At 39.9% G+C, this 21,176-nt stretch carries 18 protein-coding genes; 14 read left to right on the plus strand and 4 right to left on the minus strand.

Going from position 1 to position 21,176, the window contains the following annotated elements; genetic code table 11:
• Positions 1–9 precede the first annotated feature (9 nt).
• Positions 10–2,439, minus strand: a complete 2,430-nt coding sequence (locus HUU81_RS07870) for a methyl-accepting chemotaxis protein (RefSeq protein WP_199611670.1) — start codon at positions 2,437–2,439, stop codon at positions 10–12.
• Positions 2,440–2,785: 346 nt separating this feature from the next.
• Between HUU81_RS07870 and HUU81_RS07875 the strand changes: the two genes are divergently transcribed.
• The 6 genes from HUU81_RS07875 (at position 2,786) to HUU81_RS07900 (ending at position 6,933) form a co-directional block, all read left to right on the plus strand.
• Positions 2,786–3,835, plus strand: a complete 1,050-nt coding sequence (locus tag HUU81_RS07875) for a cytochrome-c peroxidase (RefSeq protein ID WP_199611671.1) — start codon at positions 2,786–2,788, stop codon at positions 3,833–3,835.
• A gap of 40 nt (positions 3,836–3,875) precedes the next feature.
• Positions 3,876–4,496: a cupredoxin domain-containing protein gene (locus tag HUU81_RS07880; protein WP_199611672.1), complete on the plus strand. Its 621-nt coding sequence runs from the start codon at positions 3,876–3,878 to the stop codon at positions 4,494–4,496.
• 75 nt (positions 4,497–4,571) lie between these two features.
• Positions 4,572–5,153: a cytochrome P460 family protein gene (locus HUU81_RS07885; protein WP_199611673.1), complete on the plus strand. Its 582-nt coding sequence runs from the start codon at positions 4,572–4,574 to the stop codon at positions 5,151–5,153.
• An 18-nt stretch (positions 5,154–5,171) separates the two neighbouring features.
• Positions 5,172–6,023 (plus strand): DUF6279 family lipoprotein, encoded by an 852-nt coding sequence (locus HUU81_RS07890; RefSeq protein WP_199611674.1) that lies wholly within the window; start codon positions 5,172–5,174, stop codon positions 6,021–6,023.
• Positions 6,016–6,369: a hypothetical protein gene (locus HUU81_RS07895; RefSeq protein ID WP_199611675.1), complete on the plus strand. Its 354-nt coding sequence runs from the start codon at positions 6,016–6,018 to the stop codon at positions 6,367–6,369. Before HUU81_RS07890 ends, HUU81_RS07895 begins: the two co-directional genes overlap by 8 nt.
• 39 nt (positions 6,370–6,408) lie before the next feature.
• A complete protein-coding gene (locus HUU81_RS07900; protein WP_199611676.1) occupies positions 6,409–6,933 on the plus strand; it encodes a DUF4823 domain-containing protein in 525 nt (174 codons plus the stop codon).
• Between the two features lie 86 nt (positions 6,934–7,019).
• On the opposite strand, the gene pyk is transcribed toward HUU81_RS07900, so the two are convergent.
• Positions 7,020–8,456 carry a pyruvate kinase gene (pyk, locus tag HUU81_RS07905; RefSeq protein ID WP_199611677.1) on the minus strand — a complete coding sequence of 479 codons (1,437 nt, stop codon included), beginning with the start codon at positions 8,454–8,456 and terminating at the stop codon, positions 7,020–7,022.
• A gap of 126 nt (positions 8,457–8,582) precedes the next feature.
• Positions 8,583–9,440 (minus strand): MurR/RpiR family transcriptional regulator, encoded by an 858-nt coding sequence (locus tag HUU81_RS07910; RefSeq protein WP_199611678.1) that lies wholly within the window; start codon positions 9,438–9,440, stop codon positions 8,583–8,585.
• 398 nt (positions 9,441–9,838) lie between these two features.
• Between HUU81_RS07910 and zwf the strand changes: the two genes are divergently transcribed.
• The 5 genes from zwf to HUU81_RS07935 are packed head-to-tail and all read left to right on the plus strand — an operon-like array spanning position 9,839 to position 15,204.
• Positions 9,839–11,308, plus strand: a complete 1,470-nt coding sequence (gene zwf / locus HUU81_RS07915; RefSeq protein ID WP_199611679.1) for a glucose-6-phosphate dehydrogenase — start codon at positions 9,839–9,841, stop codon at positions 11,306–11,308.
• 11 nt (positions 11,309–11,319) lie between these two features.
• Positions 11,320–12,027: a 6-phosphogluconolactonase gene (pgl, locus tag HUU81_RS07920; protein WP_199611680.1), complete on the plus strand. Its 708-nt coding sequence runs from the start codon at positions 11,320–11,322 to the stop codon at positions 12,025–12,027.
• Between the two features lie 19 nt (positions 12,028–12,046).
• On the plus strand, positions 12,047–13,885 hold the full coding sequence (gene edd / locus HUU81_RS07925) for a phosphogluconate dehydratase (protein ID WP_407644837.1): 1,839 nt from the start codon (positions 12,047–12,049) through the stop codon (positions 13,883–13,885).
• A 51-nt stretch (positions 13,886–13,936) separates the two neighbouring features.
• Positions 13,937–14,572, plus strand: coding sequence for a bifunctional 4-hydroxy-2-oxoglutarate aldolase/2-dehydro-3-deoxy-phosphogluconate aldolase (locus HUU81_RS07930; protein WP_199611681.1), 636 nt, complete (start codon positions 13,937–13,939; stop codon positions 14,570–14,572).
• Between the two features lie 56 nt (positions 14,573–14,628).
• Positions 14,629–15,204, plus strand: coding sequence for a GNAT family acetyltransferase (locus HUU81_RS07935; protein WP_199611682.1), 576 nt, complete (start codon positions 14,629–14,631; stop codon positions 15,202–15,204).
• On the opposite strand, the gene HUU81_RS07940 is transcribed toward HUU81_RS07935, so the two are convergent.
• Positions 15,201–16,076, minus strand: coding sequence for a LysR family transcriptional regulator (locus tag HUU81_RS07940; RefSeq protein ID WP_199611683.1), 876 nt, complete (start codon positions 16,074–16,076; stop codon positions 15,201–15,203). The two genes, HUU81_RS07935 and HUU81_RS07940, sit on opposite strands and share 4 nt — an antisense overlap.
• Positions 16,077–16,175: 99 nt before the next feature.
• Here HUU81_RS07940 and HUU81_RS07945 point away from each other — a divergent pair, with 99 nt between their 5' ends.
• The 3 genes from HUU81_RS07945 (at position 16,176) to HUU81_RS07955 (ending at position 21,032) form a co-directional block, all read left to right on the plus strand.
• Positions 16,176–17,243 carry an efflux RND transporter periplasmic adaptor subunit gene (locus HUU81_RS07945; RefSeq protein ID WP_199611684.1) on the plus strand — a complete coding sequence of 356 codons (1,068 nt, stop codon included), beginning with the start codon at positions 16,176–16,178 and terminating at the stop codon, positions 17,241–17,243.
• A gap of 1 nt (position 17,244) precedes the next feature.
• Positions 17,245–20,292, plus strand: a complete 3,048-nt coding sequence (locus HUU81_RS07950; protein WP_199611685.1) for an efflux RND transporter permease subunit — start codon at positions 17,245–17,247, stop codon at positions 20,290–20,292.
• Between the two features lie 92 nt (positions 20,293–20,384).
• Complete coding sequence (locus HUU81_RS07955) at positions 20,385–21,032, plus strand: MBL fold metallo-hydrolase (RefSeq protein ID WP_199611686.1); 648 nt, start codon at positions 20,385–20,387, stop codon at positions 21,030–21,032.
• Positions 21,033–21,176 lie beyond the last annotated feature (144 nt).

The raw sequence follows: 21,176 nt of genomic DNA on the forward strand, positions 1-21,176 counted from the left end.
TGAGCTACGTTACTCAGAAAAAAAAGTTAATAAGTTGTTCAGTTGTTCTTTCTGTCTCGGGCTATCAGGTTTAACGTCAATCTTGTAATAAGTATGATCGATATCTTGTTCACTTTCTTCTGTTACTGTTGCAGGTATCTCTAGCGGTGATTGGTCTATATATTTCTGGTAGCTGGCTTGAGGTAAATATATGGCTAGCGTTGCATCATCACCAACCGCTAAGGTTTGATGTAGTGAACTATTTAATATAATGCCAACGCTAGACGCACTAATATCATGCGTTACTGTGTAATAAGTGCTACCTGCCTGCCTTATACCAACGCGAACTCTTGCTGAAATAGGGTGCGCATCGTCATCCCCTTCTTTAATAGTGCTTTTAATTGCGCCAAATTTAAAACCAGCTAATTTGTTATTTACATGTTCTGAGGTTTGATATAAATCACTGCCAATTAATGACACAATTTGCGCTTTTTCAGCATTTTGTGTAAGTGAAGTAAATAGCTGTTGCAGTTTGCCTTGTAACTCCATCATTTGGTTGGTTTGTTGGCTTGCTCGGCTGGTGATGCTTTCGTTGGCGAGTGAAAGCTGTTTGATGGTATCGATCATCGCTTTTAATGCATTGCCACTTTCATCGGCTTTTTGTTTATTTACGTCAACTTGAGAGATGATGTTGTTCATCAAATTAATGACATCGGTGACTTTCTGCATTAACGTTTTCATTACTTCACGAATTTCATCTGTAGAATTTGCTGTGCGTTGCGCTAAATTGCGCACTTCATCGGCAACAACCGCAAAGCCTTTGCCTTGTTCGCCTGCTCTTGCAGCTTCAATTGCTGCATTGAGGGCGATTAATGCCGTTTGGTCTGCCACATCAGAGATGGCGGAAGTAACACTGCTAATTTGCTCGCTGGCTTGATGCAAGTCTTGCACTTCTTTAGACGCTGTTTGCACCACCGTAACGGTATTGTCCATTTCTTGAATGCTGCTGGATACAGTTTGTACACCTTGGTTTGCTTGGTCGGTGGTTTGATCTAAAGCAGCATTACTTTGTTCTACGGTTTGGTTTAGCTCTAACATTAAATCCATAAATGTTTCAGTTACTTGCATTACTTGCGAATAACTTGCGCTTTCTTCTTTTGCCGCTTCACTAATGTCTGACGCTAGCGCTGCCACTTGGTGGGCAGAATGACCTACTTTTCTGGATTGTTGTTTTACTGACAAGATGCTGGTAGAAAGTGCCTTCGTCATTTTATTAAAGCGGCGAGCAAGACGCGCAAACTCATCACCAGAGTTTGGTTTGTCTAGTTTTCCTGCTTTATCACGTTCGAAACTACCTTCAGCCAGTTTATTGGCTCGGCTTAATAACGCTTCAACACGTGTATGCAGTTTATTACTAAACGTGATACTGATTATGCTTGCAATAAGAATTGAAATAATGGAAGCCAGTATTAATGATAAATGCATGTTGTCAATTGAGTCATCCATATCTTTTGTGACAGCATCGGAAACATTTTTTACGTGTTTGTTAAGTGTGTCCAATTGAGAAAATATCTTCTCAGCGAGGGGTTTTACATAGGTAGCTAGGTGATATTTAGCAAAATTCGCTTCATTACTTTTTTGCAGTTCAAATGCTTGAATTGTGATAGGAGCAAGTTTTTCTCTATCCTCAGCATACGACTGCCACAATGCTTCTTGTTCTTCACTAAACAGCTCGGCATAATCTTCTTCAATCTCAACATAAGCATCTGTATTTCTAAGCCAAGCTTGATCAAAATTATCTACACTTTGCTGTTTACGGGTGAGTAAAAAAGAGCGAAGCTCAGAAACTGCAACGCCAAAGTCACTTTTTGAGTCACCTAATAATTTTAATAAAGTAAAATTGTCTTCATCATATTCATCTTCGCCATTTTGTTCGTATTCCAACTCTATAATTTTACTCATTAAAGCTGACATAGACTCTACAAGAGGAATGGCACGGTTGACGATCAGTTTTACAGCGGGTTCGTTGTCTGCCGTGTTTGCGATAGTTGATATTGCAATTTGCTCGGCACGCATATCTTCTAAAAGTTGCTTTAGTTCATCTAGTTTACTTGTGGGGAAACCTGTTTTAATAGCGATGTCTTGCAGCTGCATAAAGCTGTCGTCAATGGTGCCCCAAGCTTCAATGCGACTTTGTACGGCTTTTACCTGTGCATCATTTTCATCACCTGTAATTATTTGTTCTTCAAGCGATTTAACAGACTCTAAAATACCTATTTTTAAATTGGCGCTAGAATTGATTAAAGGCATGGCGTTTGTGGTTAATTGCCCAAAGTCAGCTTTAATCTTGTTGCTAATCCAGTATACAAAGCTGTTACTAGCAATAATTATCAATATGATAAGGCTAAACGCGATAAGTAACTGAGTAATAATACTGCTGAGTTTTATTTTAAACGTCATATCTGCCCATTAGACACATAACTGTGATGTTATTTGTTAGAAATCGATGATGATGCCACAAGCTTGTACTACAGAATCTTTAGTTATCAATCAGTAAGCTTTAAAACAGTATAGGGCAATGTTTAAATTTTGTTCTAAAAAATTTGCGAAAACCCAATATATGTACAACGCTTAACCGTGCGTTTGTTTTTAAATTGGTATTTGTTAAATGCCAAAAAATAATAATTAAATAAGTTTAGGTGCACGTTCTTAAAAGAGTGGAGTAACCATGGTGCTGTTGCCGTGTTGTTGAGGCATCCATACAGAAGTGTGCATGATTATATGACCTGTACGATAGAGACGAGACATGAAAAAAAATTATTTAGTTCATGCGGTAATATTTGGCTTATCGGTTTCTTATGTGGCATCAGCGCAAATTCATGGTGGTGCAAAACCTGACCGTTCGCAACCGACGCCGGCCAAGTTTGATCGTTCAAAATTGGGCACATTAGGTACACCCGATGTTGAAGACATTGAATACCCAGATGATGAGCCGCACGAAGAAAGAGAAATAGAGCTGGGTAAAATGCTGTTTTTTGAAACGCGGCTGTCAAAAAATCAAAACCAATCATGTGCAACTTGCCATAATCCAGAATTAGGTTTTAGCGATGGCTTGGCAAACGGTATAGGTACAGCTGGCGACACACTTCATCGCAATTCGCCTCATATTTATAATTTAGCATGGGGTACAACATTCTTTTGGGATGGGCGATCAAGCACATTGGAAGATCAAGCGTTGGGCCCGTTAGTATCAGATGTTGAAATGCAAATGACACCAGTTGACGCGCTCGACAGGCTAAAAGCGATTCCATTTTATAACAAAGAATTTAAAGCAATTTATGATGACGGGCTTACTTTTGAAAATATTGGTAGAGCGATGGCAGCATTCGAGCGCACCTTTATTTCAGACGATTCGGCATTTGATAAATTTGTAGCTGGTAATGATGATGCGTTATCACCGTCTGCCACCCGTGGTCTTAATTTATTTGTTGGGAAAGCAAATTGTGTGAGTTGTCATGATGGTGTGAACTTTACCGATGACAGTTTTCATAATATAGGGATTGCTAATGGCGACCTTGGCCGTTATGAATTTGACAAGCAGCCACAGTTTAAAGGGGCATTTAAAACGCCCGGCTTAAGAAATATTATTTTTAGTGCGCCATACATGCATGATGGTTCGTTAGGTACGTTGGAAGAAGTAATAGAGCATTACAACAAAGGTGCTGTGGGCATTGCAGATGTTAGCCCGTTGATTAAGCCGTTAGGTTTAACCGCTCAAGAAAAAGCTGACTTAGTGGCATTTATGGCTGCATTAACAGATCCAGTAATTATTGAACGTCCAACATTGCCAAAATAAATAAACATTGTTTCATACTGACCAACAGGGGTAATAAAGCATGAAAAAGAAGGTTGCACTAATTACATCTACATTATTTGCCGTATCCATGTCAGCCACCGTTAATGCCGCTACGTTGACTGGAACATTAGAGTTTACTAAGAAACCTGCATTTACAGGATTGCTATATGCAAAGGGGGGTTCAGGGCCAAAAAGTGATGTAATGGATCAGTCAAATAAAGTGTTCGACAAAAAAATGCTGGTTGTAGGGCCAAATGGAAAGATAAATTTTAAAAACTCTGACACGTTTCAACACAACATTTTTGCCAATGATCCAAAAAACAATGTGAAGTTTGATATTGGGTTAATGGAACCAGGGCAAGCAAATATTGTAAAAGTTGATTGGCAAGAAAATACAGTTACGCGTATTGGCTGCAAAATCCATCCTAAAATGCGCAGCTATATAGCAAACGTTAATGCTGAACATTATCTAATACTGCCATTGGAAAAGGGCAAAAAAAGCTACGACATCAACCTAGATGTAGGTGGAAGCACTACTTTTGTGTTGTCGCTACCAAAGTATGATCCGTTAGAGGTGACGCTAGCGGCTGGCGAGTCAAAAACCGTAGATGTAACCAAAAAAGGTAAAAAGAGGGCTTCTTTAACACTGGCGTTAAAATAATACTTACTATTGCGTTGAGCACTTGTAACGGCTGTTGTTGCATTTAATAAGCGCAAACTTATAAAAGAGTTAACTATGAGAAAACTTATATTAGTTGTGATCGTGGTTTTATTTGCTATGACCTTTATATCAGCAGCAAACCCGTTTGGAATATACCCTTTTAAGATACCTAAGGAATATGAGCAGCAGTTAAAAGATTATCGCACGAGTTGGCAGCGAATGTCTGGCTTCGAATATTCAGGCTTACACTGGCAGCAGTTTATTACTATATTCGTGAAAGGCAGTACAAAAACTTACGAAAATAATTACATGGAATATCTTCAGTTTTACCAAGACTATGATGAGGACGAAGACGAAGAAGACGTGGAAAAGCCAAAATTCATGAAGTATGAGCCGGGTTCTATCGTGCTAAAAGAAAACTTTAGTGCAGCGTCTGGCACTCCAAACGATGCCATTTCTGTTACCATGATGATTAAACATAAGCCGGGCTATTCGCCAGAATATGGTGACTGGGAATATGTACAGTTCAGCAAAGAAGGGCAAATAATGCTTGCAGGTAAAGCCAGCGACCCAGTGATTATGCAAACTTGTGCAAATTGCCATAACAATGTTGCAGATAGAGACTATATTTTTGCTAATTTTTATTCCCGTAAGTAGTTAATTTATATTAAGACGTTGTTTAACCACATTCACAAACTTGTAGTAGCAACCAGCTTAGTTGTAATGTTAGCTGGTTGCTCGGTATCGTTTACATACAAGTACTTAGACTGGCTTATTTTATGGCGAGTAGATGACTACATTACTTTTAATAGTCAGCAAGATGTGCTTTTTGAAACAGAGCTAGACCAGTTAATCCAGTGGCATAAAAGTACAGAAATTCCTCGTTATATTACATTCCTCGATAAACTATCAAGGTATTTAAATGCCGACGCTGGCGTTAATGAAGAGCAGGTGAGTAGTATTATTCATGACTTGCGTGACGCTTGGTTGCGCTTATCAGAAGCTGGTTATCTGCCACTTTCTAAACTGGCATTGTCGCTTAGCCCGCAGCAAATTAAGGCGTTAACGGCATCTATTGAAGACGATATTAATGAAGCTGAAAGTGAAATTGGCACAGTTGAAGAGCAACAAGACGAATTTTACGATAACAGCATTGAGTTTTTATCTGATTGGATTGGTAACTTAACTACAGAGCAGAAAGCATTATTAATCGCTTGGTCAGAACAAAAAGCGCCAACAAGATTGCGGCATTTAACCTATAAAAAAGCATGGTTAGCGCATTTGAAATACACGTTAATGAGAAGAGAAAATCAACCCATTTTTAGTAAAGAATTCAAGCGGCTGATCACAGAATTAGATACTTTTAAAACCGCCGAGTACTTAGCAATCAGAGAGCAAAATAGGGCATTATGGGTACGTTATATTGTTCAGCTGTCGAAAAGTTTAACGCCTCAGCAGAAAAAACGCGCTACGAAAAAGCTAGATGAGCTACGTACAGAGCTTAAACAAATTAGAGATAATGACTAAATATATCTTAATACAAGAAGCAACAGACAGTTGGTGGAAGGCTATGCTGCAACCGACTGATTTAGATTTGATGGCGTATATTGAGTCTCATCAAAATATCGAATTTCAGTCTTTTCACTATGTAAAAATGACAGATGAACTAAATGTAGATGGATGCTTCAACGGGTATGAATTCAATATTTTTATGGAGTGGGGAGGTGATATTTCACTAACATTTAATGTTGATGTGCCTGAACCTATTTATTCTGAATTAGAAAAACATATCAAAGCATATTCGTATATTGGAAATAGTAAAATCAAATCTGCCTTAGCGCGATTTGAGCAGTTGGCAAAATGTAGTAGTTAATCATGTGAAGTGCTTTAAGAAAAATGGGTAGGTGTGAAAATGGCAAAATTAAATACAGCAACTGTAATTATTCTTCTTTTTATTTATGGATGCGCTGATACTCATTCTGTAAAGGTGTCGGGTACGGATTCCAATGTTCGTCTTGAGCCTGAAAGCACAGTTTACATTGCTTTATCTACTGATGGCCAATATGGAGAGCACCATTACACGGGCTCTGCTTACATGGTAAGTCAGACTATACAGGCTGAGTTAATGGTTACACTTAATCGTGCAGTTATTGCACAAAAGCCAGAAACCTATAAATCCGCTTTGAGTTCTGCTGCTCTCAATGAGTTTGAATATTTGGTTTACCCTACGATACTTCATTGGGAAGATCGTGCCACTGAGTGGTCATCAAAACCCGACAAAGTTAAAGTGAAAATTGCTGTGGTTGATGTGAAAACACAGACGATAATTAAATCGGGAATTATTGAAGGAAAAAGTGGAATAGCTACCTTTGGCGGTGATAAGCCTCAAGATTTATTGTTCAAACCCACTAAGCAATTTTTTGCAAATATGTTCTAACAACGAGGTGCGCAAAGCTAAGCTTGAAGCTGTTAGCCGAACAACTTTATGAATATGTTCGGCTAAACGTTAAGCTTAGATGCTTCCTACGCAACCGTAACTATTTTAAGTGTATTGGTTGCACCTACTGTTTCCATGGCATCGCCATGGGTCACAATAACTAAATCACCAGATTTAAGATTCGCGACTTTTCGTACGCTGTTTACCGCAGCAATTGATAGCTTTTCAGAGTCATCGTCTGGCGCATCAAAGTAAGCTGGATAAACACCACGATACAATGCGGTTTTATTAAGAATGTTTTCATGGCGAGATAATGCATAAATTGGTAACTGCGACGTGATGCGCGACATTAGCTTTGCGGTATAACCTGATTCAGTTAGGGCGATAATTGCTTTAATCCCTTCTAAATGGTTTGCTGCATACATGGCACTTAACGCAATGGTTTCAGATACTTCTGCAAAGGTTACGTCTAAACGATGTTTTGAAATGGTGAGGCTAGGATGTTTTTCGGCTCCGACACATACGTTTGCCATTGCCTTTACGGTTTCAACAGGATAGTCGCCAGCGGCGGTTTCTGCTGACAGCATGACGGCATCGGTGCCATCTAATACGGCGTTTGCTACATCCATCACCTCGGCGCGAGTAGGCATAGGGCTACTGATCATTGATTCCATCATTTGCGTGGCAGTAATCACAACTTTATTTAATTGGCGAGAGCGTGAAATAAGCTTTTTCTGCGTTCCCACTAATTCTGCATCACCAATTTCTACTCCTAAATCACCACGGGCGACCATAACAACGTCTGAGGCTCTAATTAGGTCGTCTAATACGTCGTCATCAGACACGGCTTCAGCTCGCTCAACTTTGGCTACAATGCGAGTTTTTAGCCCAGCGTCTTCTGCTAACTTACGCGCGTAGCGTAAATCGTCACCACAGCGGGGGAATGACACAGCTAAAAAGTCTACGCCGATTTGCGAGGCAGTAACAATGTCAGCTTTGTCTTTGTCAGTAAGTGCGGGTGCTGTTAATCCACCACCCTGACGGTTAATGCCTTTGTTATTGGATAGTGGGCCGCCAACCGTGACTTTGGTATGAACTTTATTGCCTTCAACGCGAGTTACTATCAATTGAACACGACCATCGTCTAGCAATAAAACATCGTCCTTTTTAACATCGTTAGGGAGTGCTTTGTAATCAATACCTACTTGGGTTTCATCACCTTGGCCTTTATCTAAATCGGCATCAAGAATAAAGTCGTTATTTACGTTCAACTCAACTTTATTATTTTTAAAGGTTGAAACACGGATTTTAGGACCTTGTAAGTCACCTAATATTGCAATGTGTAAATCTAGCTTTTTTGCTATTGCACGAACGTTGTTGGCTCTGTCGATATGATCTTGTGCTGTGCCATGAGAAAAGTTTAAACGTACAACGTTGACGCCTGCTTTGATGATGTTTTCTAGTGCATCATCTTTATCCGTAGCCGGGCCGAGTGTAGCTACAATTTTTGTTCTTCTTGTCATTAGGTTTTCCCAAATTGCTATATTGTTTGTAACAATACTGTAGATTTATTACAGAATAAGTGCTTTCTTCGCTGAACTGACTCTCAGATAGTGAAGATTATGATTATTGTTATACTTTTCTGTTATTTAAAGTGGTGCGCCTTTTTTCTCAAATCGTGACGAGCGTAAGCTATCTTTTACCTTCTTCAAATTATCCCTAAATTTAGCGCCACGTCTTAATGTGAATCCTGTTGCGAGTACGTCTATTAGCACCAATTGTGCAATGCGCGACGCCATTGGCATGTACATATCAGTATCTTCTGGCACGTCTAACGATAATACTAAGTTGCACTCTTCGGCGAGCGGGCTGTTAACGGTTGTGATGCCAATTACGGTGGCGTCGTTTTCACGTGCCAAAGAGGCTACATCTACCAAGTTTTTAGTACGACCAGTATGCGAAATGAGTACGACTACATCGCCTTCGCGGCTGTTTATGGCGCTCATGCGTTGCATAACAATATCGTCAAAGCAGATAACAGGAACGTTAAAACGGAAGAACTTATTTTGCGCATCTTGCGCGACTGAAGCCGACGCGCCTAATCCAAAAAATGAGATTTTCTTTGCCTGTGTTAATAAATCCACTGCGCGATTTAGCGCATTGATGTCTATATTCTTTCTTGCTTTGTCGAGGCTGGCCATGGTGGATTCAAAAATTTTACTGGTATACGAGTCTGTCGTATCAGATTCTTCAACATGGCGGTTAACATACGGAGTACCATTGGCAAGGCTTTGCGCTAAGTGAAGCTTAAAATCAGGAAAGCCTTTGGTATCCAAGCGACGGCAAAAACGGTTAACGGTCGGCTCACTGACATCGGCAACCTTCGCCAATGTTGCAATACTTGAATGAATTGCAGTGTCGGGGGATTGTAATATTACTTCAGCAACTTTTCTTTCAGACTTGCTAAATGAACTTAGTTGCAGGGTGATTTTTTCAAGCACATTCATTTTCTATAATTCTCCAGCTACTCAACAATAACAAACAGCCATTCAAGCACTATACTTTCTTAGTTAATGCCTTTAGATACTTGAAGTTGTAGCGTTGTTAGTAGCATGTATTCACTTCAATGACTTCAGGTATTGAAAGATATTTGTATGTTTTCGGTAGTTGCGACAAACATAATTAGAATTTGTAGGGTTTATATCAGAAATTCTGTTGTAAAGTTAGTACATTTTCAAATAAATGCATAAAAGTTGTCTGTAGAATTACAAGTATTTATAAATTTTCTACAAATGTAATTTTATTACAAAAGCTGGTTTACTCATGCAAGTGATTGGGCTAGCATGGCAGCATTATTGTAAATTCACGATTTGCAGATTGGTACGTTTACCATGTGGAGTTATTAATGAGTAATCACCGAGTTCATAAGCCGTGCAACTTAGTGTTGTTTGGTACTAAAGGCGATTTAGCTAAAAGAAAGTTGCTGCCTGCACTGTATCAATTAGAGAAAGCAGGGCTACTTCATCCAGACTCTAATATTATTGGCGTTGCTCGGGATGTGATTAATGAAATAGAGTACCGAGAGTACGTGACTGAATGTCTTCGACAATTTGTGAAAGACGACATTGATGAAGACGTAATGAATAAGTTTCTGACTCGGTTACATTATTGCGATATTGAACTTAGTACAACAGAAGGCTTCGACAAAATTCGTAAGCTGGTTAATTTAGACACTCATGTATTGGTCAATTATTTTTCCACTCCGCCTAGTATTTTTGGCGATATCTGTAATGGACTAAGTGCGGCATCATTAATTAATAATGAAACGCGAGTTGTGTTAGAAAAACCCATAGGCATTGATTTAGCCTCTTCAACAATTATTAATGATATAGTTGCTGAACACTTCACCGAAAAACAAATCTATCGCATAGATCATTATCTTGGTAAAGAAACGGTACTTAACCTGCTAGTGCTGCGTTTTGCTAACGCAATTTTTGCTTCTAACTGGGATCATAACAGTATCGATCACGTTCAGATCACAGTTGCTGAGGAAGTTGGTGTAGAAGGACGCTGGGGTTATTACGATGATGCCGGTCAAATGCGTGACATGGTACAAAATCACTTACTTCAAATATTGTCATTGATCGCGATGGAACCACCCGCTGATTTAGACGCGGACAGCATTCGAGATGAAAAGCTAAAAGTTTTAAAAGCCTTACGACCCATTACCACTGAAAATGTGGCAGAAAAAACCGTACGAGGGCAATACACCGCTGGATTTATTCGAGATAAGTCAGTGCCGGGTTATTTAGAAGAGGAAGGTGCCAACACCTCAAGCACGACAGAAACCTTTGTGTCGATAAAAGCTGAAATTGATAACTGGCGCTGGGCAGGTGTTCCTTTTTACCTGCGCACTGGTAAACGCTTGCCTGAGAAGTACACAGAAATTGCTATTCACTTTAAAACACAGCCTCATAATATTTTTAAAGACCAATACAAAACATTACCGTCTAACCAGCTAACAATTAGATTGCAACCTGCCGAAGGGGTAGAAGTGCAAATGATGAATAAAGTTCCTGGGTTGGGTGAGTCGATGAATTTACAGCAAACTAAGCTGGATTTAAGTTTTTCAGAAACCTTTAACGTTGAACGCATTGCAGACGCATACGAACGTTTATTACTTGAAGCAATGCTAGGTCATCAATCGTTATTTGTACGTCGAGATGAAGTTGAAGAAGCGTGGAAATGGGTAGATGGGATCATTAATGCATGGAAAACAAACAACGAGCAACCTAAGTCATATAAAGCAGGTTCGTGGGGGCCTGTGGCTGCAATTGCGCTGCTTGCCAGAGATGACCGCGCGTGGGATGAGTAGGACTAAAGTTAATGAACATAAATGAATTTGAATCAGCTGAACAATTAAATAATGCGTTTGCTAAAAAGTTATTAGCAGACTTACAGCAAGGTATTGATACAAAAGGCCATGCAGTATTAGCAGTGTCTGGTGGCGGTACACCTAAGGGGTTATTTAAGTTACTGTCTCAGCAATCGTTTGAGTGGAACAAAGTCACTGTTACATTAGTTGATGACCGTTGGGTTAATACTGATGAAGACGCAAGCAATGAAAAGCTTGTTAAAGCTCATTTGCTAGTAAATAAAGCGGCGTCGGCTAATTTTGTTGGGTTAGTTGCAGATAATTACTTACAGCACTCGTCAGCCTTTGATGGGCAAGCCGCTGTAGAACAAAAAGTAGGTGAATTACCGCTTCCATTCGATGCAGTTATTCTAGGCATGGGTGAAGACGGACACACAGCGTCACTTTTTCCATGTTCTGAACAAATTATTGATGGCTTAAGCCCAACGAATAATGCGTTAACGATAGCGGTTGAGCCTAAAACAGCGCCTCATCAGCGCATTTCTTTTACCTTCGCTGCGTTAATTAATAGTCAAAAACTATACTTACATATAGTAGGTGAAAATAAACGTTCGGTGTTGCAACAAGCAATGGCCGATAACAATAGCTTTGAAATGCCAATTCGAGCATTTATTCATCAAACTGATACACCTTTTGAAGTGATGTTTGCAGCTAAGTAGATTTTATATAGAGAACATAATGCAATCGAATACTAGTTTTACGATAGACCCAAAAATAGATGCGATTACAAAGCGAATCATTGAAAGAAGCCGTGATAGCAGAAAGGCCTATTTGGCGAATATGGAAAATGCACGTAAACAAGGGCCACACCGTGGTGTATTGTCTTGCGGAAATTTAGCACATGGTTTCGCAGCGTGTAGTAATAATGAAAAAGCCGACTTAACTGGCCTTACAAAAGCAAATGTAGGCATTATCTCGTCGTATAACGACATGTTAAGTGCGCATCAGCCTTACCAACAGTATCCTGACATTATTAAGCAAGCCGTTGCCGATGTAGGCAGTGTTGCGCAATTTGCTGGCGGCGTGCCTGCAATGTGTGATGGTGTGACACAAGGCCAACCGGGAATGGATTTAAGCTTAATGAGCCGAGATGTTATTGCCATGTCTACAGCGGTGGGCTTATCCCATAACATGTTTGACGGCGCATTAATGCTAGGTATATGCGACAAAATAGTGCCAGGCTTACTATTAGCGGCACTCACCTTTGGCCATCTACCCACCGTTTTTATTCCGGCAGGCCCCATGCCTAGTGGTATGCCGAATAAAGAAAAAGCGCGAATCAGACAACTATTTGCACAAGGTAAAATTGGTAGAGATGAGTTATTGGACGCTGAATCAAAGTCCTATCATTCTGCAGGTACTTGTACATTTTATGGTACTGCAAATAGTAATCAGTTAATTGTTGAAGTAATGGGTTTGCACTTACCGGGCGCATCCTTTGTTAATCCAGGCACAGAGCTCCGCGATGCATTAACCAAAGCGGCTGCAAAACAAGTCACACGTTTAACCGATTTAAGTGGCAATTATATGCCTATTGCTCACATTGTTGACGAAAAATCAATTGTAAACGGGATTGTTGCGTTGTTGGCGACGGGTGGTTCAACTAACCATACGATGCACCTTGTCGCGATTGCTCGAGCTGCTGGCATCATTATTAATTGGGATGACTTTAACGACTTGTCTGCCGCTGTCCCATTGATTGCAAGAGTCTATCCAAATGGCCATGCAGATATTAATCACTTTCATGCTGCAGGTGGTATGGCTTATCTCATTAGAGAGTTATTACATGCAGGTTTATTACATGATGATGTAAACACAATATGCGGTAAGGGATTAGCGCGCTATACGCAAGAACCTTATCTAGAAGGTGGCGAGCTTGTATGGAAAGAAGGTGCAGCTGTATCAGGCGACAATGAAGTACTTGCAACAGTAAAAGCACCATTTAAAAGTGATGGCGGGACAAAATTATTAAAAGGCAATTTAGGTCGTGCCATTATTAAAACGTCGGCGCTGCGACCGGGCAAGTCAGTAATACAAGCCAATGCAATGGTGTTTGAAAGTCAGCATGAATTGCAGCAAGCGTTTGAAGCAGGCCGCTTAGATCGTGATGTAATAGCCGTGGTTCGTTATCAGGGCCCGAAAGCGTGCGGTATGCCAGAGCTTCATAAATTAACGCCTCCGCTTGGTGTGGTACAAGATAAGGGCTACGATGTCGCCCTTGTAACTGATGGAAGAATGTCGGGTGCATCGGGTAAAGTGCCTGCAGCTATTCATGTAACGCCCGAAGCGCTTGACGGAGGACTAATCGCGAAAATTAAAGATGGTGATTTGTTACGAATAGATGCTGAGTCAGGCGAGTTAACGCTATTAGTGGATGAGCAAGAGTTAGCCAAACGCTCGGTAAGCTTACCAAATCTTGCTAGCAACTACGTAGGAATGGGACGCGATATATTTGGTGCTGTACGAACTAAGTTAACAGGCGCAGAGCAGGGTGCATGCAGTTTGTTCGATAATTAATAAGTATTTTAAGCTTTCAACATTGAAATAAGTTAGATTTTAAGGGTGTTTATGGAGCAGCGTAGTTGGAAAATTAGTGCAGCAGATGTGTTACAGCAAGGACCTGTTGTACCCGTGTTAGTCATCCATGATATTGAGCATGCAGTACCACTTGCAAAAGCATTATTGGCAGGTGGTGTTAAGGTACTTGAAGTTACGTTAAGAACAGAGTGTGCTTTGGCAGCCATTACAAAAATAGCCAATGAAGTGCCCGAAGCTATTGTAGGCGCTGGTACTGTTACAAACCCGCAACAGCTAAGAGAAGTAGAAGCAGCTGGCGCCATGTTTGCGATAAGTCCGGGCTTAACAACCGAGTTATTAGAGGCGGGTAATGAAAGCAGCATTGCACTGATTCCAGGAATTTCATCCATTTCAGAGCTTATGCAAGGCAAAGACTTAGGCTATAACGAGTTTAAGTTTTTTCCCGCAGAGGCATCAGGCGGAGTTAAGTCCATCAAGTCTATTGCAGGACCATTCCCAACAATCAAGTTTTGCCCAACAGGCGGGATTAATGAAACTAACTACAAAGAGTATTTAGCATTAACTAATGTTGATTGTGTAGGAGGCTCGTGGATAGCCCCTGAAGAATTGATTAAGCAGGGTGAATGGCAAAAGATTACCGATTTATGTAAAGAAGCATTAGCTTAATATATCTCGATGCCTTACTAAGCTCTTAAACAGTAGATGTATAGAACAACAGTGATATGGATAGAGAGTTTCGCTTAGCAAATGTAGATGACATTGACGAAATACTACAGCTTCATTTGCGTTATCAAATAGATTCTATAGATGAACGAGATAAGCAGGATGGGTTTATTACTACTGCATTTAATCAACAGCAGCTAGTTGAGTTGATTGCTGAGGCCGGACTGTCAATTGCAATACTCAATGGTCACATTGTAGCTTATGCAATGGCAGCATCTTGGCAATTTTGGTCACGTTGGCCTATGTTCGCTTATATGATGGAAGGTTTGTCTACTTTGGAATATAAAGGCCAACAGATTAGTGTTGAAAATTCATATCAATATGGGCCTGTGTGTGTCGATAAGCATGTAAGAGGCTGCGGAGTATTTGAAGGGATTTTCGCGTTTTCATTAAGCCAAATGGCATCTCGTTACCCAATATTAGTTACCTTTATCAACAAAACGAACTCACGCTCATTCATAGCGCATACGCAAAAAGCCAAGCTCGATGTCATTCAAGAGTTTACATACAACAATAATCAATATTATGAGCTGGCTTGCTTAACCAGCCTAAAATTTGATAAGGGAAGCATTTAAAGTGCATCCCATAAATGCTGCGCGACAGGGCCTAATGATTTATTTGCCAGTTTAATAGCGCGCACTTCAATAATCACGTCAGATTGGTTTTCTTGTAGATTTAGAATTTTCATCTGTTTATTGGCGAGTTCTTCTTTGATTAAGTGTTCAGGTAAAATTGCCCATCCCATATCATCTAAAATCATATTTTTTAATATTGTAACGTCATTTACTTTAATCACTTTTTCGCCAGCGTGGCGAAGTACTACGTCCGAGTCTAAGTCCATTTCTAAATTAATTGGAATAATATGCGGTATATTGAGTAAGTCTGTAGTGGAATTAGGTATTTCTTCAAATTCTTGATACAGCGCATAAGAAATTACAGGCTTAAACTTTAGCGTTGCATAATGCTTAGTTTCAAAGTCCCCCATGTACTGGAAGCTTGGCAACCAAGGGGAAATTGCAATATCGCAACGCTGCTGTTGTAACTCTTTTATACTTCCTACACCAAAGTCGTTCAAAATATGATAATCAACACTTGGAAACTGATTTTGTGTCTCTTTTAAACACTTAAACAATGCTGTGGTATTAATTACTTTTGAGAAGCTAACATTCAGAACGGTTTCATTACCTTTGGCGAAATGCTGCGCCATAGACTGTAGCTTTTCTTTCTGCCTTAAAATTAATTTAGCTTGATTATAAAGGTGTTTTCCGCAATTAGTTAAGGCTAAACGATAGCCAGAGCGGTCTATTATTTTTACCTGAAGCTCTTCCTCTAGTTTTTTTATCGCTATACTTAATGCTGGCTGTGTTTTATGAAGTGCATCAGCAGCCTTCTGGAGACTGTGGTACTGGGCAATAGCATCTAATATTTTAAGTTGCTCAAAAGTCATATATGAAAATAATTTATGTAGATAGTAAAAATATATAAATATTATTTTATATGTATCTTCTATATATTACACACACTTTATTTTGTAAGCGGAACTATTATGCCTTTGATAAAACTGTTCAGTATGTTTGTAATGTTACTTCTTGTTGGCTGCAGCGACCCAGAAGTTGTTCAACAAGAGCAAAAAGCCAAACCTGCAAAGCTTTATACAATTTCATCAACCCAGAGTGATGAAATTCATAATTTTCCAGCAATTGTTGAGGCATCAGATAACGCGACTTTGGCGTTTAGGGTGTCAGGTGTATTAAGTGAATTACCAGTGCGTGCGGGCCAACAAGTTAAAAAAGGTGACTTATTGGCTAAGCTCGATCCAACAGACTTTGTGATTCAGGTTGAACAAGCGACAGCAAACTTTGAGTTAGCTTCTTCGCAGTTTAAGCGTTCAGAAAAGTTGTTAAAGCAGAATCTAATTTCTCAGTCAATGTACGACGAAGCGCAAGCGCAATTGCAAGTTGCCAAGTCGACATTAGATACAGCAAAGAAGAATTTGCAATACACCGAGCTAAAAGCGCCATTTGATGGTGAAATTGCACGTACTTACGTTGAGAACTTTGAAAATGTGGTCGCAAAACAAACGGTATTAGACTTACAAACAATTGAGCAAATAGACGTGGCAATACAAGTGCCAGAGAATATTATGGCAAATGTTAAAAAAGGAACAGGTTACCAGCCAAATATTATTTTTGACTCCTTTCCTAACAAAGTCTTTAAAGGCACATTAAAAGAGTGGGATACAAAGTCAGACCCTGTTACAAACACGTTTCGAGTTGTGTTTAGTTTAAAACGTCCGCAAGACTTGAATATCCTGCCGGGAATGACCGCCAACCTAAAAGCTAACATGTCGGAAGTCGTTACCACCGAAAAGCGCTTTGTAATCGTTCCGAGTACTGCGATTTTTACTGATACTGAGAATAAGAAACATTATTTATGGGTTGTGAACGAGCAAAGTAAAGCGGAAAAGCGCCAAGTTGAAATTGGTGAACTTCACGATGCTGGCGTAGAAATATTATCCGGCGTAGTGGGCGGAGATATAGTGGTTGCGGCAGGCGTCAATAATATTGAAGAAGGAATGGAGCTAAGAGCTTGGGTAAAGGAACGAGGTCTGTAACATGGATATAGCGCGTTACTTTATTAAAAACAAAACAACGAGTTGGCTAGTTACGCTAATTCTACTAATTGGTGGCTTGTTTTCATATTTTGAACTTGGCAGATTAGAAGACCCTCAGTTCACATTAAAACAAGCACTTGTTATCACAGAATACCCTGGTGCGTCACCGATGCAGGTAGAAGAGGAAGTGACCTACCGAATTGAAAATGCCATTCAATCTTTACCGTATGTAGATAATGTAGAGTCGGTTTCTTCTAATGGGCTTTCACAAGTTATGGTTGAAATGAAAAGCCATTACCGTAAACAAGATTTACGTCAGATCTGGGATGAGCTTCGTAGAAAAATTAACGATTTAACGCCAAGGTTGCCTATTGGTGCTTCACCGCCAATGGTGAAAGATGACTTTGGTGACGTATTTGGCATTTTGATGATGATCACTGGCGATGGCTTCGATTTTAGGGAAATAAGTGATTCAGTGGATTACATGCGCCGTGAACTTGTACTGGTTGAAGGTGTAGGCAAAATTGATATACAAGGAAAACAAATAGAGCAAGTCGTTGTCGAAATTTCACGCGCTAAACTCACCTCGCTCGGTATTTCGCCACAACGTATTTATTCTCTTTTAGACACGCAAAATACAGTATCTAATGCAGGTAACATTAAACTGGGCGCTGAATTGATTCGATTTCGTCCTACTGGTGAGTTTCAGAATGTTGCAGAATTAAAAAGCTTAGTAATAAGTAATCCCGGCGCGGAAGAGTTAATATATTTAGGTGATGTAGCTGAAATATTTAGAGACTATCAGGAAATTCCTCAGCATATTTTAAGGTATAACGGGAAAAAAGCGCTGTCTCTTGGGGTGTCGTTCGCATCGGGCGTGAATGTTGTTGATGTTGGTGCGCGTATAAATAAACGTGTAAACGAACTTGAAGCCCTTCTACCTGTTGGCATAAATATCGATATTGTTTACAACCAGCCGAAAGAAGTAGAAAACTCGGTATCAGGTTTTGTACTTAACTTACTTGAAGCCGTGGTTATCGTTATTCTCGTGTTACTTGTTTTCATGGGTGTAAAGTCGGGGTTGCTAATTGGGTTAATCCTCTTTATTACGGTGGTTGGTAGCTTCATTTTTATGAAGCAAATGGATATTGAATTACAGCGTATTTCGTTAGGTGCCTTAATTATTGCGCTGGGAATGTTGGTTGATAATGCCATAGTAATTACCGAAGGTATTCTTATTGGAATTAAGCGCGGCATGTCAAAAATTGACGCAGCTTCGCTTATTGTTAAACAAACAAAGTGGCCGCTTTTAGGCGCTACCGTAATTGCTGTAACCGCGTTTGCGCCGATTGGTTTGTCGAGCGATGCAACAGGTGAATTTGCGGGTAGTTTATTTTGGGTGCTGCTAATTTCATTGATGTTAAGCTGGTTTACTGCAATCACGTTAACACCATTTCTAGCTGATGTATTAATTAAAGAGTCTGACAATAAATCAGATAATGACGATCCCTATAAAGGCATTATCTTTGTTGCATACAAAAAAATACTAACGACGTCTTTACACCACCGCGCACTTACGGTTGTGTTTATGATTGCGCTGTTAATATTCGCAGTTGTAATGTTTGGTAAAGTAAAACAAGCATTCTTTCCACCCTCTAACACGCCGATGTTTTTAGTGGATATTTGGCAACCTGAAGGCACAGACATTAGAAAAAATGCAGAAATTGTAGCATCTGTTGAACAATTTTTGCTTGCTAAAGAGAATGTTGAAGAAGCATCTACAACGATTGGTCGTGGCGCAACACGGTTTATGTTGACGTATCAAGCACAGAAAACTTATCCAGCGTTTGCGCAGGTTATTGTTCGTGCAGATCAAAAAGAAAGTTTAGTTCCATTAATAAAAGAAACTCGTAACTATTTAACTGAGTACCATCCTGATCTGTTCTTCAAAATTAAACGCTTAGAAATTGGCCCGTCAACGGATGCCAAGATAGAAGCGAGGTTTAGTGGCCCTGATCCTAAAGTACTAAGAGAGCTATCTAAAGAAGCACAGGCGGTGTTAAAGCAAGATAATAACGCAAGAAATATTAGAGACGATTGGCGAGAGCAAACAAAAGTTATTCGTCCTGTATTTAATGAAGTTGCAGCACGCAGAGTAGGGATTACGAAGCAAGACTTAGATGACTTATTATTGACAAGCTTCAGCGGCAAAAAAGTGGGTATATACCGAGATGGAACCACGATGTTGCCGATAATATCTCGTCCGCCAAGTGCCGAGCGACTTTCTATTGAAAGCCTAAAAGATTTGCAAATTTATAGTCCGACCTTACAACGATTTATTCCAATTACTCAAGTGGTTAGTGATTTTAAAGTAGAATGGGAGAACCCCTTAATTCAGCGCAGAGATAGAAAACGTACAATCACAGTGTACGCAGACCATGACGTATTAGGCGAGGAAACTGCGGCAAAATTACTTTCTCGTCTTAAACCAAAAATCGAAGCAATCGAGCTGCCAACCGGCTACATGCTAGAGTGGGGTGGTGAATTTGAAGCGGCTCAACAAGCGCAGAAGGCCATTTTTGGACCACTGCCTTTAGGCTTTTTGGTGATGTTTGTTATAACGGTTTTATTATTTAATTCAGCAAAAACAGCGCTTTCGGTGTGGTCTACAGTGCCTCTGGCAATAGTGGGTGTGTCAATTGGTTTATTAGTGATGGGGGCGCCATTTGGTTTTATGGCATTACTCGGGTTCTTGAGTCTGTCGGGAATGATGCTTAAAAATGGCATAGTATTGGCCGAGCAAATTAATATTGAGCTTGAAGAAAATAAAGCCATGACAGATGCCATTTATGATGCCGCGGTAAGTAGAGTTAGACCTGTTTCCATGGCTGCAATTACCACCATTCTTGGTATGATTCCGCTGTTATTTGACGACTTTTTTGCAAGTATGGCGGTTGTGATTATGTTTGGTTTAGGCTTTGCTACGTTGCTTACCTTAATATTTATGCCAGTGGTTTATAGCTTGATTTACAAAGTGAAATATAAATAAACTGTGTGCCTTGGGTGTTTACATAAGAATGTAGCACCCTTCAAATTTTTAATAAGCGATGTAAAGTAAGCCAATACAAGTACGAAACTAAAATGAAAGTTATTATTATACCTGTTACACCTTTTGCTCAAAATTGCACCATTCTTATTTGCCAACAAACTAATAAAGCCGCAGTTATCGACCCCGGCGGTGATATTGATAAGATTGCGGCTCAGCTACGTAATGAAGGTGCTACATTAGATAAAATATTACTCACACACGCGCACCTTGATCATGTTGGTGGCACCATTGAGCTTGCTAAGTTATTTAACGTAGACGTAGTCGGCCCGCATAAAGATGACGAATTTTGGTTAGACATGCTGCCCCAGCAAGCACAAATGTTTAATTTTCCACCTGCAAGTGTTTTTAAACCAAACAAGTGGCTTGCCCATAACGATACGGTTTCGTTTGGAGCTGTTACGTTAGACGTGCTTCATTGCCCGGGGCATACACCCGGCCATGTTGTGTTTTACCACTCAAGTAGCAAATTATTAATTGTTGGTGATGTGTTATTTAAAGGTTCGATAGGGCGTACTGACTTTCCGAAAGGTGATCACGCAACACTAATTGCATCAATTAAAAACAATTTATTTAGTTTGCCTGACGACGTAACATTTTTACCGGGACACGGGCCGCAATCAACATTAGGGCACGAAAAGCAAACTAACCCCTATTTACAGCAGTCTACTCACTTTGGGTAGTCGTTTGTTATAACGACTTGGCTTGTAAGCACCTTTTTGCGCGCTATAGATATTAGTTTAGATTTTTGCAGAACTAGTTAGAACGATAAATTTATCTAGGAATAACGATTTTTACGTGATCGCGCGTTATAATCCCAGCAATAT

It is taken from the genome of Flocculibacter collagenilyticus (assembly GCF_016469335.1).
GTDB classification, from domain to species: Bacteria; Pseudomonadota; Gammaproteobacteria; order Enterobacterales; family Alteromonadaceae; genus Flocculibacter; species Flocculibacter collagenilyticus.

Coding starts and splice junctions, on each gene's coding strand:
- HUU81_RS07870 (WP_199611670.1), bottom strand. CDS start 2,439: ATGACGTTTAAAATAAAACTCAGCAGTATTATTACTCAGTTACTTATC.
- HUU81_RS07875 (WP_199611671.1), top strand. CDS start 2,786: ATGAAAAAAAATTATTTAGTTCATGCGGTAATATTTGGCTTATCGGTT.
- HUU81_RS07880 (WP_199611672.1), top strand. CDS start 3,876: ATGAAAAAGAAGGTTGCACTAATTACATCTACATTATTTGCCGTATCC.
- HUU81_RS07885 (WP_199611673.1), top strand. CDS start 4,572: ATGAGAAAACTTATATTAGTTGTGATCGTGGTTTTATTTGCTATGACC.
- HUU81_RS07895 (WP_199611675.1), top strand. CDS start 6,016: ATGACTAAATATATCTTAATACAAGAAGCAACAGACAGTTGGTGGAAG.
- HUU81_RS07900 (WP_199611676.1), top strand. CDS start 6,409: ATGGCAAAATTAAATACAGCAACTGTAATTATTCTTCTTTTTATTTAT.
- pyk (WP_199611677.1), bottom strand. CDS start 8,456: ATGACAAGAAGAACAAAAATTGTAGCTACACTCGGCCCGGCTACGGAT.
- HUU81_RS07910 (WP_199611678.1), bottom strand. CDS start 9,440: ATGAATGTGCTTGAAAAAATCACCCTGCAACTAAGTTCATTTAGCAAG.
- zwf (WP_199611679.1), top strand. CDS start 9,839: ATGAGTAATCACCGAGTTCATAAGCCGTGCAACTTAGTGTTGTTTGGT.
- pgl (WP_199611680.1), top strand. CDS start 11,320: ATGAACATAAATGAATTTGAATCAGCTGAACAATTAAATAATGCGTTT.
- edd (WP_407644837.1), top strand. CDS start 12,047: ATGCAATCGAATACTAGTTTTACGATAGACCCAAAAATAGATGCGATT.
- HUU81_RS07930 (WP_199611681.1), top strand. CDS start 13,937: ATGGAGCAGCGTAGTTGGAAAATTAGTGCAGCAGATGTGTTACAGCAA.
- HUU81_RS07935 (WP_199611682.1), top strand. CDS start 14,629: ATGGATAGAGAGTTTCGCTTAGCAAATGTAGATGACATTGACGAAATA.
- HUU81_RS07940 (WP_199611683.1), bottom strand. CDS start 16,076: ATGACTTTTGAGCAACTTAAAATATTAGATGCTATTGCCCAGTACCAC.
- HUU81_RS07945 (WP_199611684.1), top strand. CDS start 16,176: ATGCCTTTGATAAAACTGTTCAGTATGTTTGTAATGTTACTTCTTGTT.
- HUU81_RS07950 (WP_199611685.1), top strand. CDS start 17,245: ATGGATATAGCGCGTTACTTTATTAAAAACAAAACAACGAGTTGGCTA.
- HUU81_RS07955 (WP_199611686.1), top strand. CDS start 20,385: ATGAAAGTTATTATTATACCTGTTACACCTTTTGCTCAAAATTGCACC.